The organism is Staphylococcus sp. HL28, from assembly GCF_021117155.1.
GTDB lineage: Bacteria > Bacillota > Bacilli > Staphylococcales > Staphylococcaceae > Staphylococcus > Staphylococcus warneri.
In genome coordinates, this window is record NZ_CP088218.1 from 1,471,618 (window position 1) to 1,488,877 (window position 17,260).

Here is a 17,260-nt window from a genome sequence, read left to right on the forward strand (position 1 = left end):
ATTGAGAATCATTATCAATTGATGTTATTTCTTTTTATTTAACCATTTATCCAATTCTTCACATATTGCTTCATTCGTATTGTCGACTAAAGTAATTTTTGGATTATTAATAAACGTTGTATGATCCATATGTAAATTAGTGACAAAATAACCATGTGATGCATGTTCTAGCATTTGAATATCGTTATGATCATTGCCAAATGCGATATAATCCGTTGTAACTCCAATGATTTTTTGAATTGTAGTATGTTTATCAATACCCTGAGCTGTTATATCGATATAACTTTCATTTAAATGATGTATTAACTCTAATGAATGAGATTTTTCAGCTAAGATAGTAGCAATTTCTTCAAAATCATCTTGTCGAATATCTAATATGATAGCTTTAATGGGTTGAACAATGTCATTCATATCTAAAGCTTTTGCTGTATGGTTAGGATCAATGCGTTGAAATAATTCATACGTTGCATCTAAATTAGTTGAATAATTAAATTTATCGTCAAATATATACTTTAATTGATATGCGTGAATAATATCTTTAATCAGTTGCAAATCATCCTGTGTAATAGATTTGATCACTTCAATCTGTCCATTTTGAGAAATGATTGAGCCATTACCACCAATAAGTGTAAAATCTTTGAATTCCGGTATAACTGGTAGTAAATCTCTAATTGGACGTGCAGATGCAAATATCACTTGATGACCAAGTTGCTGTAATTTAAATATACGTTCTTCAATACGTGGATCAACATGGTAACCATCAAATGAAATGGTACCGTCAATATCAAAAACAAAATTCATAAACAAAACTCCTAAATGTTAATAACGAATATATGGATAAATTATAACATAGTAAATATATTAAGATAATGAAGAATAGGGTCCCCTATATCGAATATCTATAACTTCCTATAATATATATTATGTAAACTAAAATTAAAAAATCAATATAATACTATGCTTCATGTCTTATATACAGTTATAACTAATTAATACCAATCCATTCACATTTTGATTAATAAAATCATTTGTTGCTAAGACTTATATTCTTAAATGTTCATTTCCTTAAATTCAAATCTCAGATTAATGAAACGTTAAACGATTATCGTATTTAAACTTAAATCTATAGTAACTTTTATCTTAGTCAATAAAACCCATAACATTATTTTAGTATTGCATTTACATCTAATGACCAGTTATCCATCAAAGTCATTTTCGATGCAACTGAGACACTCTCACAGCATCAATTTATTCAATGCCATGTAAATATATTAATCTTATAGACGTTCACTTTTTATTCAATACTGGCTTTATTTAAAATATCCAATCACCAACAATTATATTGGATTATATTGGCAATTTGATTCAATATAAATAACTTTTGCTATATCGATTAATTTAACTACCCAAAACATTTAATATATGCTTTTTATAATTTATTTATTAGAAAATTTTCTATAACTATCATTGTTAAGGCATTGGGTTATGGCTATGATAATTTTAGTAGGGTGCAATATGATTTTAAATTAGCTTTTTATAATAATTATTTGTAGAATTTCACTTTATAAAACAATAAATAAAAAAGGCTAAGACACATGTCTCAGCCTAGTCATACCATCAGATTTGCTATGTCTATTACTTTTTAACTTTTCTACGAATACGGTCTAATGTAGTGAACAACCAATATTTCACTTTGTTAATTGGCTTATAAAAATCTCCTATTAACTCTTCAATTTGAACATTAAACCCACGTTTAAAGCGATAAACGCCATAGTCCTCACTGTTTTCAGTAAAATCACCAGATAATCCATAGAAATTGTAACGGTCATAACCATTATCGAAGCAATAATTAATCATGAACCAATGCATCATGTATGGTCCCATGTATTGATTGAATTTCTCTGATGAACCACCTGAGAAGTAGTTGACTTCATAAGCATTAGCAAAGTAAACACCAGAAGCAAGATTCAATACTGAACCATCAGTTTGACGAATTTCACTAGCTTGTAGCATTTCTTTTTTATCATGCTCAATTTGCTTATCTAATTCGCTGATTTTCTTCAATTGCTTATCACTTTTGTTTTCTTTAGCCATCATTTGGTCACGACGATTTTCTTTATCATTCAGCGAATGTTGTAATGACTCAATGTATTCATCTAAATCGATGTATGCTAAAGGTACTAATACTTTATCACCGAAATGGTCAATGAAGTTATAGAAATATTGATCTGTTTTTGAAGCAAATCCTGTTCTTTCTTCAGTTTCACGATAAAGCTCTAAGAAAAGATCAAATTCATCCCTACTTAAAAATCTCACTTTTACTCCGTAGTTTATCGCTTTATTAATATTTCTTTTACGTTGACTATCGAATTCTTTTTTCAATGAAGCAGGAGTTTTGCCCTCTAAGTCTAAAACACCCATCCATCTTACTTGACTGAAGCTATCATAAGATGTTGTGAAACCATGATGTTCATAGCCATGAGACTTAAATAAATTAACAAGTGCATCGTTTTTCTCATGATTATCAAGTGGTTTAATATCTTTATCATAAATTTGATAAATCCAATATGGATCCATTTTGACATATAAACATTGATGTTGATGTAAATATTTATCTAATTCTCTCAAATAAAAATCAACTAAGCCTAAGTCAGAGTAATCCATGACTGGACCACGATTTGAATAATACACATAACTACCCATAGTTGGAATTTTTGAAAATAGACTTGCTGCAATGACCTTGTTGTTTTCATCTTTAATACCTAATAATACAACCTGAAAACCATCCGTTTCACGAGTAGCAATATTTTCTTTTACCTGAAAATAATGACTTTCTAATGATGGATTTTGTACAAAGTTCTCAAATTCTTTAACTGTCAACTCTGTAAATTTCATAATTAGATAATTCCCTTCCTAATAAAAATTTATTATTTATGCTTATTTTTTAAGTAATTTCTTTAAAGTTGTATAAACAGTGTACATAGGTTTATTAATTGGTTTTATGAAATCTCCTACATATTCTATAACATCAGCATTATACCCTTTTTTGAATTTAATAACGCCTGCATCTTCTGCATCTTCTGAGAAATCTCCACTAATGCCATAGAAATTATAGCGATCAATACCATGGTCTAATGCATAATTGATCATCGTCCATTGCACTGCATAACTACCTGCAAAGTGACGATATTTATTTGAAGTACCACCTGCATAATAAACAACTTCAAATGGATTGATGAAGAAGTAACCAGCCGAAATTGGTAATTCATTGCCATGTTCAGCTTGAAGTTGTTTTGCTTCATCTATTTTTTGTTGATTAGCTGCTAATTGTTGTTCTAGATTTGCTTTTTTATTATGTGATTTTTTATTATCAGGACGCTTTTCAATATCTTTAATTGCTTTGTTTAAATCTTTAGTTAAGGTTTCTTTTTCATTATTGAGTTCTTCAAGATATTCATCAAAATTAATATATGCTAATGGCACTAGGACACGATCCTTGAAGTGCTTATATCGATCATAATAATAACTATCATCTCTATCTAAGAACTCTTTTGACTCTGAAGTATCTTCCATGAATGATCTAAAAATCGGTAATTCATCTTCTGATAAGAATTTAACTTTCACACCATTTTTTTGTACTTTTTTAGTATTACGTTTACGTAAATTATCCATATCGTTTAAAACATCTTTTGCCGTTTTATCTTTTAAATTCAATACTGAATGGTGTCTTACTTGTAATACTGGATCGAACCCATTATGGAAACCTTCATGTTTAAAGCCTAATGATGACATTTTATCAAATATCCAGTCATTTCCTGCATTACCAGTAATGTCCCCATCATGATTGCGATATTGGTACGGAAGATATGGATCGACTCTTAAATATAAACAATGGTGTTTTTTAACATATTTACTTAATTCATTAAAGAAGAAATGAACTAATTCTTTGTTATTGTAGTCGATGACTGGTCCTCTATTAGTATAGAAATACTTGAAAAATTTCATCACTGGCACTGCAGTTAATAAGCAAGCTGCAATCACTTCATTATCGTTATTTTTTATTCCAACAAGATGTGATTCTGTCCCTTCAGCAAGCTTTAATTCATAGTTACCTACCATTTGCGTAAAATGAGTATATGGCATTTGGTCTGTAAAATCGCCAAATTCTTTAGCGGTTAAGTTTGTAAACTTCATTATCATAACTCCTATTGTGTTTATCTCTATTTTTCTCTCTCTTTAAGAATTCGAATTGAGTTCATATCATGCTTAATTCAAGCATTGTTACTATCTACCATTCTTAATTTACAATGTGTGTAACAACATTGATATTATCAAACTAATTGTACCAATCTAAGTTGTTTTTTTTACTTTTTATTTTTCGTAACTCTGACTCTAATGAGTTAAATGCAATGACTCATCAAATACTTAGTCATACAACTTAAATTGAATATACGTAATAATAGTATGAGTCGAACTTTTATCAACTCATACTATTATCGTATTATCACCTATTATTTTAATGCATTTGCAAACCTAATGCCAATGACTTCCCTTATAACAACACAATTTTATACTAATCCAGTAAAATCTATGTCAAATCGTGTAATAATTTACATATATCCTTTCCATTTACATTCTATTGAAATATTAAATTAATTTTTCTAATTTAATGCATGCCGTATTGATTTAAGGTAATTGATATTTTCTTCTGTAGTATTATTAGCAACTCGTTTAACGATTTCACTACCAATGACCACGCCATCTGCGAATTGTGAAATATCTTTCACATGTTGCGCATTTCTAATACCAAACCCAGCTACGACTGGTACTTTTGCAAATTGCTTAATTGTGTCTAATTTTGATTTTAATTCTGGGTGAAATGTGCCATCTTTACCTGTAGTCGCATTCATCGTTACGGTATAAATAAAACCTTCTGCATTTTTGGCAATCAATTTCATTCGCTCTTCAGATGTTGTCATTGCAATGAGTGATATTAATTTTATATTGAATTGGTGCGCTTGTTCTTTTAATTGCTGTCCAAGTTCAAATGGTAAATCAGGAATAATGAGTCCATATACACCTGCACGTTCACAAGCTTTAAAAAAGGATGTTTCACCATAATGGCATACAATATTGTAATATGTCATTAATACATACGGACAGTCGATGTCATTTTGATGCAATTCTAGTTCCTCTAAAATATAATCAATGGTAATACCTTCTTCAATCGCTTTTCCCCCTGCTTCCATGATTGTAGGACCATCTGCAACCGGGTCTGAAAATGGCACACCTACTTCAATCATATCTGCACCGTTTTGACAAAGTAATGTCATATTCTCTATCAATTGGTGATTTGCCATAATATAAGGTATAAATAATTTATTCATTGATCTCACCTCTTTGTTGTGTATACTTACGAATCGTTTCCATATCTTTATCTCCACGCCCAGATACAGTAACAACTATAATTTGATCTTTATTCATTGTTCGCGCTAATCGTTCTACATAACTTAGTGCATGTGCACTTTCAATAGCAGGAATAATGCCTTCAGCTTTAGTAAATCGAATTAATGCTTCCATCGCTTGTTCATCACTTGCATCTGTATAAGTGACGCGTCCAATATCATGATAATAAGAGTGTTCTGGACCTATTCCTGGATAATCTAACCCCGCTGAAATAGAATGTGCTAATTGAACTTGACCATGTTGATCTTGAATTAAATACATTTTGGCACCATGTAACACACCTGGGCTTCCTTTACCTATGGCTAATGCATGCTTTTCAGTGAGTTTACCTTTACCTGCTGCTTCAACACCGTATAATTTAACATCGTCTTGAATAAATGGATAAAATGTTCCAATTGCATTTGAACCACCACCAATACAAGCAACAACTGCATCAGGTAATCGTTGTTCTTTATTCAAAATTTGTGTTTTAATCTCTTTACCTATTACACTTTGAAAATCTCTAACAATAGTCGGGAACGGATCTGGTCCAAGAGCTGAACCTAGAAGATAGTGTGTATCTTCAACATGACTAACCCAGTATTGAAGTGCTTTATTTACAGCATCTGACAATGTGCCCTGTCCTTCTTCAACAGAAACCACTTTAGCTCCGAGTAATTCCATCCTAAAAACATTTAATTGTTGTCTTTGGATGTCCTCTTTCCCCATAAATACAATTAAATCCATATCAAATAATGCCGCAACTGTTGCACTGGCTACGCCATGTTGTCCTGCTCCAGTTTCTGCTACTAATTTACGTTTTCCCATACGTTTAGCTAATAGTGCTTGTCCTAAAGCATTGTTAATTTTATGTGCACCTGTATGGTTTAAGTCTTCTCTTTTTAGATATATTTTTGCGCCACCCAATGATTCTGAATAGGCTTTAGCATATGTTAATGGTGTTTCTCTACCTACGTAATCTTTTAAATAATATTGTAATTCATCTTGAAATGTTTGGTCATTTTTTGCTTCTTCATACGCTTGTTTTAATTCTATGATTGCTGGCATTAATGTTTCAGGGACATATTGGCCACCGTATGGTCCAAAAAATCCTAAGTCATCTGCGTCTGTTTGAATATGTTTATTCATAGTTCATTCTCCTTTCACAATGTTAACGATTGTTTTCATTTTATCTACATCTTTTTGATGATTGATTTCAATTCCAGAGGCTACATCATAGCCGATGTGCTGCAATGATAAATGTTGAATATGTTTGATATGCTGATCAGTCAAACCACCTGCAATAAGAAATGGCACACCTTGAATATGATCTAACAGATGCCAATCATAGATTTGACCTGTACCTCCAAATTGGTCTGAAGGTGTATCGATGATAAATAAATCAACAAATTGTTTGTAATAGTCTAGTTGATCTAGCAAATTTTGATGTGCAGGTAATGCTTTAATAAGTTTAATATGGGGATATTGTGTTTTTGTCCATTTGATGATTTCTATCGGTTCGTTGCCATGAAATTGAATTGTGTTGATATGAGTATGTGCCACAACATTTTGAATTTGTCTTTGATCTGGATTAACTAAAACTACTACACGATCAATATAACTAGGTACTAGTTGGGCTAATTGCTGAATTTGATTCAAATCAAGGTGGCGCCGACTCTTTGGAAAATGAATAAACCCTATCGCATCTATAGGTAACTCAATCGCCTTAAGTACGTCTTCATTACTTTTAAAGCCACAAAATTTTAAATACATGATTTCACCTTATTTAACTTTAATTGTGGTAAAAATCGACTTAAATCGTCGCATTTCATTAACGCTTCACCAATAAGTAACCCATCGATTCCAGAATGAACAATTTTTGATACATCTGGTTGTGTGTGAATACCACTTTCAGAAATATAGTGAAAACCATCTTTTTTATGCGCTAATATCTGATTGGTGTGTTCTACATCTGTCACAAACCCTTTTAAGTCTCTATTATTAACACCTATAATTTCTGGATTAAGCTCGTAAGCTCTTTGCAATTCTTCAATATCATGCACTTCTACTAATACTTCTAAATCTAATTGACAAGCATATTGATATAAACGATGGAGCTGTTTATCAGTTAGAATATTTACTATGAGTAGAATAATTGATGCACCTGCTGCTTTTGCTACATCAACTTGAATTTCATCTATCACAAAGTCTTTGCATAATACAGGGAGCGACGTTTGTTTTGATAATTGTTGTAATCGTTCAAAACTACCACCAAAATAACGTTCATCCGTTAAGATAGATATGGCATTTGCCCCATAGGATTCATAATCTTTAATTTGTTGCGTTAAATTACGTTCAGGTAGTTGCTTTACAGATGGACTTTTCGATTTAATTTCTGCAATGATAGATAATGCTTTGTCATTCTCTAAACTTGATTTCAAAGTTTTCTTTTTAGATGGTTGGTTACATTGAACATCAATATTTAAACTTTTAAGTTTTTCATGATAATAATGACTAGATAATAATTCTTTTTTGTATAGTACTATTTCGTCTAATATTGTCATTTAATTCCCCACCATTCTTAAATATTGTTTCATCGCCGTTCCGTTATCGATGAGTTGTTGCGAAAGTTGAACACCTGTTGCAATATCATTCACTTTTTCCGAAACGTATAAAGCTATGCCTGCATTGAGAACTACTACATCTCTCTTACTCGAATGGTCTTGACCGTTTAAAATATTTACCGCAATAGCTTTATTTTCTTCCGGTGTGCCACCTTTTAATGTGTCGTTTGCTGCATTTTTTAATCCAAAATCTTTAGCATTAATCGTATAGTGTTGAATATCCTTCCCTGCATTCACTTCATATATTAAATTGTCACCTGACAAACTTGCTTCATCCATTCCACCAGCACCATGTAATACTACGGCTTTTTTACGTCCTAAATCTTTTACAGTTTGCGCTACATTTGCTAATTGCGATTGATCGTAAATACCCATGGTTTGATATGTTAATTTGAATGGGTTAATTAAAGGTCCCACAAGATTAAATATCGTTGGAGTTGGTATCATTTTTCTAATAGGTTGAATATATTTCATAATTGGATATGATTCTGTCGCACTTACAAATGCCAAATGACATTGATTTAATTGTTGAACAACTTCTTTGACAGGTGTTGTTTTAATTTTTAGCTGATCTAGCAAATCTGTACTTCCTGAATTTGACGTAATACTTTTATTTCCGTGTTTGATGATAGATGCACCGGCACTTGCGACTACAAATGAAGCGGTCGTTGATATATTAAAACTTCCTGATTGGTCGCCTCCAGTTCCACAAATACACATCGAACCTTCATAAACAGGTTGTTGTTCATACATGGTTTTGATTAAACTTTTTGCTAAAAATGTTAATTCTGATTGTTGCATTTCCTTTTCTGTATATGATTTCAAAGCTTTATATTTGACTTGATTTTCAATCTGAGGATTAATCATCAATTCAATAAATGCTTTCATATCTTGTTGATTTAAATGTTGTTGTTGTTCTAATTGTTTTAAAATTCCCATCTAATCATCCTTTACTACTAAATTAATAAAATTCTTAATTATATCTTCTCCATACTCCGTCGCGAATGATTCTGGATGAAATTGAATACCAAAATGTAAATGATTGATATGTTCAAATGATTGTATGCAATCAGATGTCTCTCCTGTCACGATTAAAGTTTCTGGAAATTGATTTATATCGCTAACGAGCGAATGATATCTCATAATATTAAAAGTACTTGGTAAACCGGTATACAATTGGGAAGGTATTTGAAGATTCAATTGATCTACCTTACCATGCATGACGGTTTTTCCTTGTATCACTCGACCACCGTAATAACATGTAAGTGCTTGTGCACCTAAACAAACGCCTAAAATTGGTTTATCTTTATAATGATGAATAATATTAAGTAAAAAATCGTTATCTAAAGGATGACCTGGACCAGGTGAAATAATAATACCTTCTACATTTTGTTGCATAACGCGGTCATCATCCGGATACAATACTTTTACTTCATTCTCATTGAATATATTTTGGGCTACGATATCCACTAAGTTATAGGTGAATGAATCATAGTTATCTATGATTAATATCATGGCGACACCTCCAATAAACTTTTAGCTTTTAATTTTGTTTCTTCTAATTCTTTGTCTGGTTCAGAATCATACACAACACCACATCCGGCTTCTACATTGACATAAGTCTCATCTATCATCATCGTTCTAATAGCTAATGCTAAATCTAAGTTATGATTACAGTTAATATAACCAATACCACCGCTATAAACGCCTCGTTTATGTGGCATCACTTCATAAATTCTTTGAATAGCTCTTAATTTGGGTGCACCAGATACAGTACCTGTAGGCAGTAGACTTGCAATTACAGACATAGGTGAAATGTTTTCTTTAATTTCGCCTGACACTTCACTCACAATGTGCATCACATGTTCATATTTCTCGATTTCCATTAGCTTTTTAATATGTGATGTGCCCGTTTTACATATTCGATGAATATCATTTCTACCTAAATCAACAAGCATACTATGTTCACTTTTTTCTTTTTCATCATTAATCAGTTGATGTGCATTGCTTTGATCTTCCTCTGGTGTTTGGCCTCTTCGTATTGTTCCGGCAATAGGATTTGTGACGACTCTGCCATTGTGAACTTTGACAAAACTTTCAGGCGAACTACCGATAATAATCGGTTGATTCATATTAATGTAATACATATATGGACTAGGATTTTGCCTTTTTAGATTTTGATATAACTGAAACGACAATGTTTGTAATTGATTGTTAAAGTGATGTTTGTATTTATAAATACGTGATGGGACAACTTGAAACATATCCCCTTCAGTTATTTTCTTTTTAAAATCACTCACTATATTCATAAAATGTTGTTCGCTCACGTTTGCTTCGATTTCTTTATTTTGAACTAGAAATGTGACTTTTGGCTGATATACCTGGATTGTTTTAAGCTGTTCAATCCGTTCTTTGACCCGTTGTATCAATACGTCTCGTTTAACTTGAGAAAATAAATTCGTACTAATGATGTAAAGTTCATCTTTGTAATGGTCAAATACATATACATCTTCAATCATGTAAAAGTTAACATCATGTTGCGGATGATCTTCTAATTCAATTTGTTTTAATACCGGAAATTCATGTCTTACTAAATCAAAGCTACAAGAACCAATAAATCCAGAAATAAAAGGTAATTCCTGTAACGTTTGATCTTCAATATCATCGTAATAACGATTCACAAATGTCTTTAAGTATTGATAAGGCTGTTCCGTTATAGTTTCTTTCTTTTGTGGGGTATTAATTTGAAGTTGTTTATTGTCTAATGTGACCGTGCCATAACTGTCGAAAACGACAATAGAATATCGCCCTTTTAGTTTTTCTTGGCTTGTGCTTTCTAATATGATTTTGTTGTGTTTGAGTTGAGCTAAAGTTTCTGGTGTAATATTGGCCTGTAACTTTTCATAATAAAGTTCCAATTTAATTCACTCCTTTATGTTTGCGTTGGTTAGTTATTATTGAAGGTGATTTTGATTTTGTTAGTAATTCTCAACTTTGAAAGTTTAAAGTAATGTTTCGATTGCTAAATATAAAAAATCAGCCTCCTATAAAAAGGACGCTGACGCGTGGTACCACCTTAATTAACGCAATATTCTTAATATTCGGAATATTATACGTTCACTCATTGTTTATATTTAATTGTTATAATACAAAACCCAATTTCGTTTATAGTGGTGTTAGTTCACATCACCCACTAACTTTCTGACACTACCTTGCTATAAACTACTACATTTTGTACGAAATAAAAGCACCACGATACGCGTAAAATCAATAAGGACGCGTTACCGTGGTGCCACCTTAGTTAACAAATGTTTATTGTTCACTTTAATGCTATTTAATTTTATATTCGAAAGCCCAATTCACTAAACATGATGTGCTAATTTCCATTACCCATTAGCTTTCTATTTGCTACAGTTCATATTTGCTACTTTATCTTCCGAATTGTTTAACAATTCTAATTATTTAGTATAATACATCCCTCAAATATTTTTGTCAACGTCAATTCGTAATTTATTTTAAAATTGGGGACATACAGTAGGCATATAATAAATTTTGAGTGGCTTCTATGGATTCAATATGTGTTCTTTCTAAGGCATGCGAAGATTCAATTCCAGCACCAAATAATCCATGTCTGATATCAGCCCCAGCTTTTAATGCCGAAGTAGCATCGGAAGCATAATAAGGATATGTATCTACTTTATATGGAATATCATTCATTTTACATAGTTGCACAAGTTGTGAACGAAGTCCCTTATGATAAGGTCCAGAACTATCTTTTGCACAGATAGATACAGTATATTCATCTGAAGATTGACCATCACCTAACGCGCCCATATCTAATGCGATAAAATCTACAATATTATCTGATAAAGAAGCGTTTGCGCCATAACCAATTTCTTCATTATTTGAAATATAAAATTGAGTGGTATGAGGCAACATAATATTTTCTTTTTTTATTTTTTTCAATAATTCTATAATCATTGCCACACTTGCTTTATCATCTAAGTGACGTGATTTAATGAAACCGGATTGCGTAATTTCTGTTCTAGGATCAAAGCTAACAAAGTCCCCTACATCTATGCCTAAATCTTTCGTATCTTGAATTGAATTTGTTTTTTCATCAATTCTAATTTCCATATGTTCTATATCTCTAGGTACTTCATGATTATTTTTATATACATGCACACTTGTTTCATGTAAACATATTGTACCCGTATATATGTCTCCTGCCTCTGTTTGAATCTCACAGTATTCTCCTTCAATAGCATTAAAGTGAAATCCTCCTATTAAATCAATTGCCAAACGTCCATCTTCTTTAATTTCCTTTACCATTGCACCTAACGTATCAACATGTGCTGTAATACATCGTTGCTGATCTTGATTATCTCCAGTAACATTAATAATCAAAGCACCTTTATTCGTCAATTCTGTAGAATATCCTATGTCTTCTACTGTCTCCTTCACATACTGTATTGCTTTTTCAGCATTACCAGATGGACTATTAATCTCTGTTAACGTTTTGATTGTTTGTAGAATATCGCTCATTTTTATCCCCTTTCACATTTCTATCTTATTTAACTTTAGTTTAGACTATTTATTTAATATATACTAATCATATTCTTATTGATTCCATAAACTTCCTCATTTACAATGTTAGTATTCTGAAAATTTCGAAACAGGTGATTACTTATGCAAAACATTTTATTTGTAGGTCTTGGTTTGATTGGTGGGAGTTTAGCAAGTAATTTAAAATATTATCATCAAGACATTCATATTACAGCTTTTGATGCTGATGAATCTCAATTAGATAAAGCTTTGTCTATTGGTATCATAGATGATAAATCAACGCATTATGAGCAAGCCATCGAAAATGCTGATATGGTTATATATGCTACACCTGTCGAACAAACTGTTCACTATTTAGAACATTTACCACAGCTCAATACTAAATCAAATTTAATCGTTACAGATACAGGAAGCACTAAATCAACTATTCAAACGTTTGAAAATATGTTGTTAAAACACGATATTCATCTTGTTGGTGGTCATCCGATGGCTGGTAGTCATAAGTCTGGTGTACTCAACGCTAAAAAACATCTCTTTGAAAATGCCTACTATATTCTTGTATTTAGTCAAGAAGCCAATAAGCAAGCAGCCGAAAAGATTAAAAATCTACTAAAACCTACATTAGCGAAATTTATTTTCACTGATGCCGATGAGCATGATTTTGTTACCGGTATCGTTAGTCATGTTCCTCATATTGTTGCATCAAGTTTAGTTCATCTCAGTGCTAATCAAGTAGAAAAACACCATTTAGTACAACAATTAGCTGCAGGTGGATTCCGTGACATCACTCGCATTGCTAGTAGTAATGCAGAAATGTGGAAAGATATTACATTAAATAATAAAACCTTCATCCTAGATATATTACAAGATTTACAAGATCAAATTTCCTCAATTTCAGCTATGATATCTTCTTCTAATTCAGAGGATATTTATAACTTTTTTGCTCATGCAAAAAATTATCGCGACCAATTACCCGCTAAACAACAAGGTGCACTTACTACTGTGTATGATCTATATGTTGATATTCCGGATAAACCGGGTATGATTAGCAAAGTTACACATATACTAAGTTTACATAATATTTCTATAAGCAACTTAAAAATATTAGAAGTACGGGAAGATATTTATGGTGCACTTCAAATTAGTTTTAAAAACCCTGAAGATCGGGAACGTGGTATTCAAGTTTTAGATCAATTTGATACTTATATAGAATAGCAACTTCATTCATCAACCTGAGACATCTCAATGTAATGTCTTAGGTTATTTTTATTTTAGTGTTTGAGAAACCTTCATCATTATCGTGTCATACATTACTACATTTTATGTCCTGCCATGAGTCCTAAACGTCCATGTTTGGTACCAGCTTCAGTATAAGATGTTGCTTTAGACACAATACCCTTACCATATTTCACATGTAAATGATCAATTGTTTTTGCTAATTTTTCATCTCTCTTACGCTCGTATTCATCGATGAATAAGTTCATTTGTCTTTCGTTTTCATCTATAAATTGTGTAAGTGACACACTTAATGTACGATATAATGCTTGTTTGTCACATAATTGATTGGCAAAATAATTCACTACTTTAAAAATATCTTTTTCTAAGTTAGTACCTTCTTCTAATGTATACTGCTTATGTACACCACCTTCATCACTATAGCCAAATGAAAAATGTATGGTACGCGCCAATTGTTTTCTTGCTCTAACTCTACTCGCTACATCTTCAATTAACTCTTGCATCACCACTTTCGCTTCTTCAAATTCGTAGTCTCTCATCAAAATTTGACTTTTACATATAGATGGATTATTCACTTTATATTTCTCTCTCATCTTGCTTTGATCAATACCATTAGCATGAAGATGCATATCTACACCTAATATTCCAAAATCCCTTTTCAGATATTGATATGGATATTGAGCTAAATCTCCTACTGTAAAAATCCCTCTTTTATTTAATTTAGCTTCTGTTTTTCTATTAATTCCCCAAAAATCTCTTAACGGTTGAATAGGCCATAACTTTTCAGGTACATGTTGATAACGCCATTCAGCTATACCATTTGCTGTGTGCTTTGCTTCAATATCCATAGCTACTTTACTTAATAACATGTTTGAGCCTATACCAATCGTACATCTAATACCTGTTTCTTCATGAATTTCTTTCTGTAATCTTTCGCAAAATGCTTGTACGGTTGAATTAAATCTATGATAACTATCTGTCACATCCATAAAAAATTCATCGATGCTATATTGATGTAAATCTTCAGATGGTACATACCGCAAAGCAATCTTAGATATAGCAACTGATACATTAAGATATTTTCTCATACTTGGATTAATGATATATATGTCATTTCGATGCGGTATTTCAAATAATCTTGATCCAGTCTTGACCCCTAATTCTTTAAGTTTAGGGGTCGCCGCCAACACAACCGATCCCTGTCTTTTAGTATCTGCGACTACTGCTAATTTCGTCGTTAATGGATCTAATCCTTTTTCTATACAAGATACACTTGCGAAAAAACTCTTCTGATCAATACAAAGTACATCTCTATCTTCTAATAAATGATAGTCATACATGATTACCCCTCCCTAATACAATTTCATTATATACGAACAAGTGTTCTTAATCAAGTATAAAAAGAACACTTGTTCTTATTTGTAAAAAATGTATTTTTATTGATTATTCATGCTATACTAAAGTTGTAATAAGAATATTGGAGGAATGACATATGCCAATCGTAAACGTTAAATTATTAGAAGGACGTTCAGATGAACAACTTAAAGATTTAGTAACTGAAGTGACAGCAGCTGTAGAAAAAACAACAGGTGCAAATAAAGAAGCAATCCATGTCGTTATTGAAGAAATGAAAAAAAGTCATTATGGTGTTGCTGGTGTTAGAAAATCAGATCAATAAATAAGTAAAGAGCCTCACATTGACATCGTCAATGTGAGGCTCTTTGAGCATTACTTTTTATTATTTTTATCATCGAAAAAATCTTGAATTGCTTTTTTATTTTTCTCTTTATCAATTTGCAAGGCACTACCATCATTATTAGTAGTAATATCTTGATATGAGTTCTTAATAGGAACTGTTAATGAATCTACATTTTTATCGCCTCGAACACCGAAACTTATTCCAGTTTGGAACATCGCAGAGTCAGGCATATCTGTATTAACATATCCTCTAAGAATACCTGCTACTTTAGGTAACTTAGCAACTGTACCAAAATTCACTAATTCAGATTTAAGTGTTTGCATCACCTGTTGTTGACGACGTACACGCCCGAAATCGCCTTCTGCATCATGACGAAATCTAGCATAACCTAATAATTCTTTACCATTTAAACGATGATGACCTTTTTTCAATGATACACCAATATTTTCAGACATATCCTTTTCAACATCCATTGGAACACCATTAGGTTCTAACTCATCTATCATCTTTTCGAAACCAGTAAAATCAACAACTGCATAATATTCAGGATTAATACCTAAGTTTTTATTTAATGTTTTTCTTAATAGTTCTGGGCCACCTAATGAATATGCAGCATTAATTTTATACTTATCATAGCCAGGGATATCAGCATAAATATCACGCATTACTGACATCATTTTCATTTTTTTATGAATATAGTCATATTGAACAACCATAATTGAGTCTGTACGTGATTTACCACCCTGTGCTTTATCTGCACCTAGTACTAATACAGAAATTTTACCGTCATTTTTTACTGGTCCGTTAAATTCATGTACTTTAATATCTTTCGCATGCTTTTCCGCATACTTTACACCACTATTATATCCATGAGCAATGTATGCAATTATAACGATGAGAATAATTAAAATAAATAAAATAATAAAAGGTAATTTGCGCACTCTCTTTTTCTTTCGTCGCCTAGAAGGTGGAGTTGATGTACCTGCTTGTCGTTTATACTCAGTTTCTTCTCTGTTATCCTTCTGTTCTCTCATATTTACCTACCTTATACCTTTAAAATTACAATTCTATCATCTATAATTAATATGTATTAACGTTATAGAAAAAGTATACAAAAAGCAAGGATTTTTTTAATAAATGGTACTAAGGTCCAATGAAAGGGTGTCATAAATGAATATAAATACTGCATATTTTGCGGGTGGGTGCTTTTGGTGTATGACTAAACCTTTTGATACGTTTGATGGTATAGAACAAGTAACATCAGGTTATATGGGTGGAGACATAGCCAATCCTACATATGAGCAGGTTAAAAGTGGCACTACTGGACACTATGAAACTGTCAAAGTTGAGTATGATGTTGCGTTATTCTCATACAATAAATTATTAGAAATCTTTTTTTCTGTCATTGACCCACTAGATGATGAAGGTCAATTTCAAGATAGAGGATCTCAGTATCAAACAGCTATTTTTTATTCCAATGAACATCAGAAAAAACTAGCTGAAGAATATATCGCAGCAATGCAAGATACAATCAATGCAGATAAAGCAATTGCTACTAAAATTTTGCCTGCAACAACATTTTATAAAGCTGAAGAATATCATCAAGATTTTTATAAAAAGCAACCAGAAAGATATGCCAAAGAACAACAAGATCGTGAAAACTATAAGAAAAACTAAATCTAGATATATT

General features: G+C 31.7%; 16 protein-coding genes. 3 read left to right on the plus strand and 13 right to left on the minus strand.

Features of this window, described 5'->3' with window-relative positions:
- Positions 1-24: 24 nt before the first annotated feature.
- The 11 genes from LPC11_RS07100 to LPC11_RS07150 form a co-directional block, all read right to left on the minus strand.
- Complete coding sequence (locus LPC11_RS07100; RefSeq protein ID WP_023375281.1) at positions 25-801, minus strand: HAD-IIB family hydrolase; 777 nt, start codon at positions 799-801, stop codon at positions 25-27.
- A gap of 834 nt (positions 802-1,635) precedes the next feature.
- Positions 1,636-2,895: an aminoacyltransferase gene (locus tag LPC11_RS07105; protein ID WP_002467186.1), complete on the minus strand. Its 1,260-nt coding sequence runs from the start codon at positions 2,893-2,895 to the stop codon at positions 1,636-1,638.
- A 42-nt stretch (positions 2,896-2,937) separates the two neighbouring features.
- Positions 2,938-4,194, minus strand: coding sequence for an aminoacyltransferase (locus LPC11_RS07110; RefSeq protein ID WP_023375280.1), 1,257 nt, complete (start codon positions 4,192-4,194; stop codon positions 2,938-2,940).
- Positions 4,195-4,661: 467 nt separating this feature from the next.
- Positions 4,662-5,387, minus strand: coding sequence for a tryptophan synthase subunit alpha (gene trpA, locus LPC11_RS07115; RefSeq protein ID WP_023375279.1), 726 nt, complete (start codon positions 5,385-5,387; stop codon positions 4,662-4,664).
- On the minus strand, positions 5,380-6,594 hold the full coding sequence (gene trpB, locus LPC11_RS07120; protein WP_023375278.1) for a tryptophan synthase subunit beta: 1,215 nt from the start codon (positions 6,592-6,594) through the stop codon (positions 5,380-5,382). The genes trpA and trpB overlap by 8 nt, the downstream gene beginning before the upstream one ends.
- Positions 6,595-6,597: 3 nt before the next feature.
- Positions 6,598-7,218 carry a phosphoribosylanthranilate isomerase gene (locus LPC11_RS07125; protein WP_023375277.1) on the minus strand — a complete coding sequence of 207 codons (621 nt, stop codon included), beginning with the start codon at positions 7,216-7,218 and terminating at the stop codon, positions 6,598-6,600.
- Entirely contained in the window at positions 7,209-8,009 is an 801-nt protein-coding gene (gene trpC, locus LPC11_RS07130) for an indole-3-glycerol phosphate synthase TrpC (RefSeq protein WP_217983612.1), read from the minus strand. The genes LPC11_RS07125 and trpC overlap by 10 nt, the downstream gene beginning before the upstream one ends.
- A complete protein-coding gene (trpD, locus tag LPC11_RS07135) occupies positions 8,010-9,008 on the minus strand; it encodes an anthranilate phosphoribosyltransferase (protein ID WP_023375275.1) in 999 nt (332 codons plus the stop codon).
- Positions 9,009-9,584 (minus strand): anthranilate synthase component II, encoded by a 576-nt coding sequence (locus tag LPC11_RS07140; RefSeq protein ID WP_023375274.1) that lies wholly within the window; start codon positions 9,582-9,584, stop codon positions 9,009-9,011.
- The gene (locus LPC11_RS07145; RefSeq protein ID WP_023375273.1) at positions 9,581-10,987 is read right to left on the minus strand and encodes an anthranilate synthase component I; all 1,407 of its coding nucleotides are present in this window, start codon (positions 10,985-10,987) and stop codon (positions 9,581-9,583) included. The genes LPC11_RS07140 and LPC11_RS07145 overlap by 4 nt, the downstream gene beginning before the upstream one ends.
- Before the next feature lie 592 nt (positions 10,988-11,579).
- Positions 11,580-12,614 carry a M42 family metallopeptidase gene (locus tag LPC11_RS07150; RefSeq protein ID WP_231307192.1) on the minus strand — a complete coding sequence of 345 codons (1,035 nt, stop codon included), beginning with the start codon at positions 12,612-12,614 and terminating at the stop codon, positions 11,580-11,582.
- A gap of 144 nt (positions 12,615-12,758) precedes the next feature.
- On the opposite strand from LPC11_RS07150, the gene LPC11_RS07155 reads away from it, so the two are divergent.
- Positions 12,759-13,850 carry a prephenate dehydrogenase gene (locus LPC11_RS07155; RefSeq protein ID WP_023375270.1) on the plus strand — a complete coding sequence of 364 codons (1,092 nt, stop codon included), beginning with the start codon at positions 12,759-12,761 and terminating at the stop codon, positions 13,848-13,850.
- 98 nt (positions 13,851-13,948) lie between these two features.
- Here LPC11_RS07155 and LPC11_RS07160 read toward each other — a convergent pair whose 3' ends face one another.
- Positions 13,949-15,211: a Y-family DNA polymerase gene (locus LPC11_RS07160; protein ID WP_023375269.1), complete on the minus strand. Its 1,263-nt coding sequence runs from the start codon at positions 15,209-15,211 to the stop codon at positions 13,949-13,951.
- A gap of 152 nt (positions 15,212-15,363) precedes the next feature.
- On the opposite strand from LPC11_RS07160, the gene LPC11_RS07165 reads away from it, so the two are divergent.
- Positions 15,364-15,549: a 2-hydroxymuconate tautomerase gene (locus LPC11_RS07165; RefSeq protein WP_002451325.1), complete on the plus strand. Its 186-nt coding sequence runs from the start codon at positions 15,364-15,366 to the stop codon at positions 15,547-15,549.
- Between the two features lie 50 nt (positions 15,550-15,599).
- Here the strand turns inward: LPC11_RS07165 and LPC11_RS07170 are convergent, their stop codons facing one another.
- Entirely contained in the window at positions 15,600-16,604 is a 1,005-nt protein-coding gene (locus tag LPC11_RS07170; RefSeq protein WP_023375268.1) for an LCP family protein, read from the minus strand.
- 136 nt (positions 16,605-16,740) lie between these two features.
- On the opposite strand from LPC11_RS07170, the gene msrA reads away from it, so the two are divergent.
- Positions 16,741-17,247: a peptide-methionine (S)-S-oxide reductase MsrA gene (gene msrA, locus LPC11_RS07175; protein ID WP_041614004.1), complete on the plus strand. Its 507-nt coding sequence runs from the start codon at positions 16,741-16,743 to the stop codon at positions 17,245-17,247.
- Positions 17,248-17,260 lie beyond the last annotated feature (13 nt).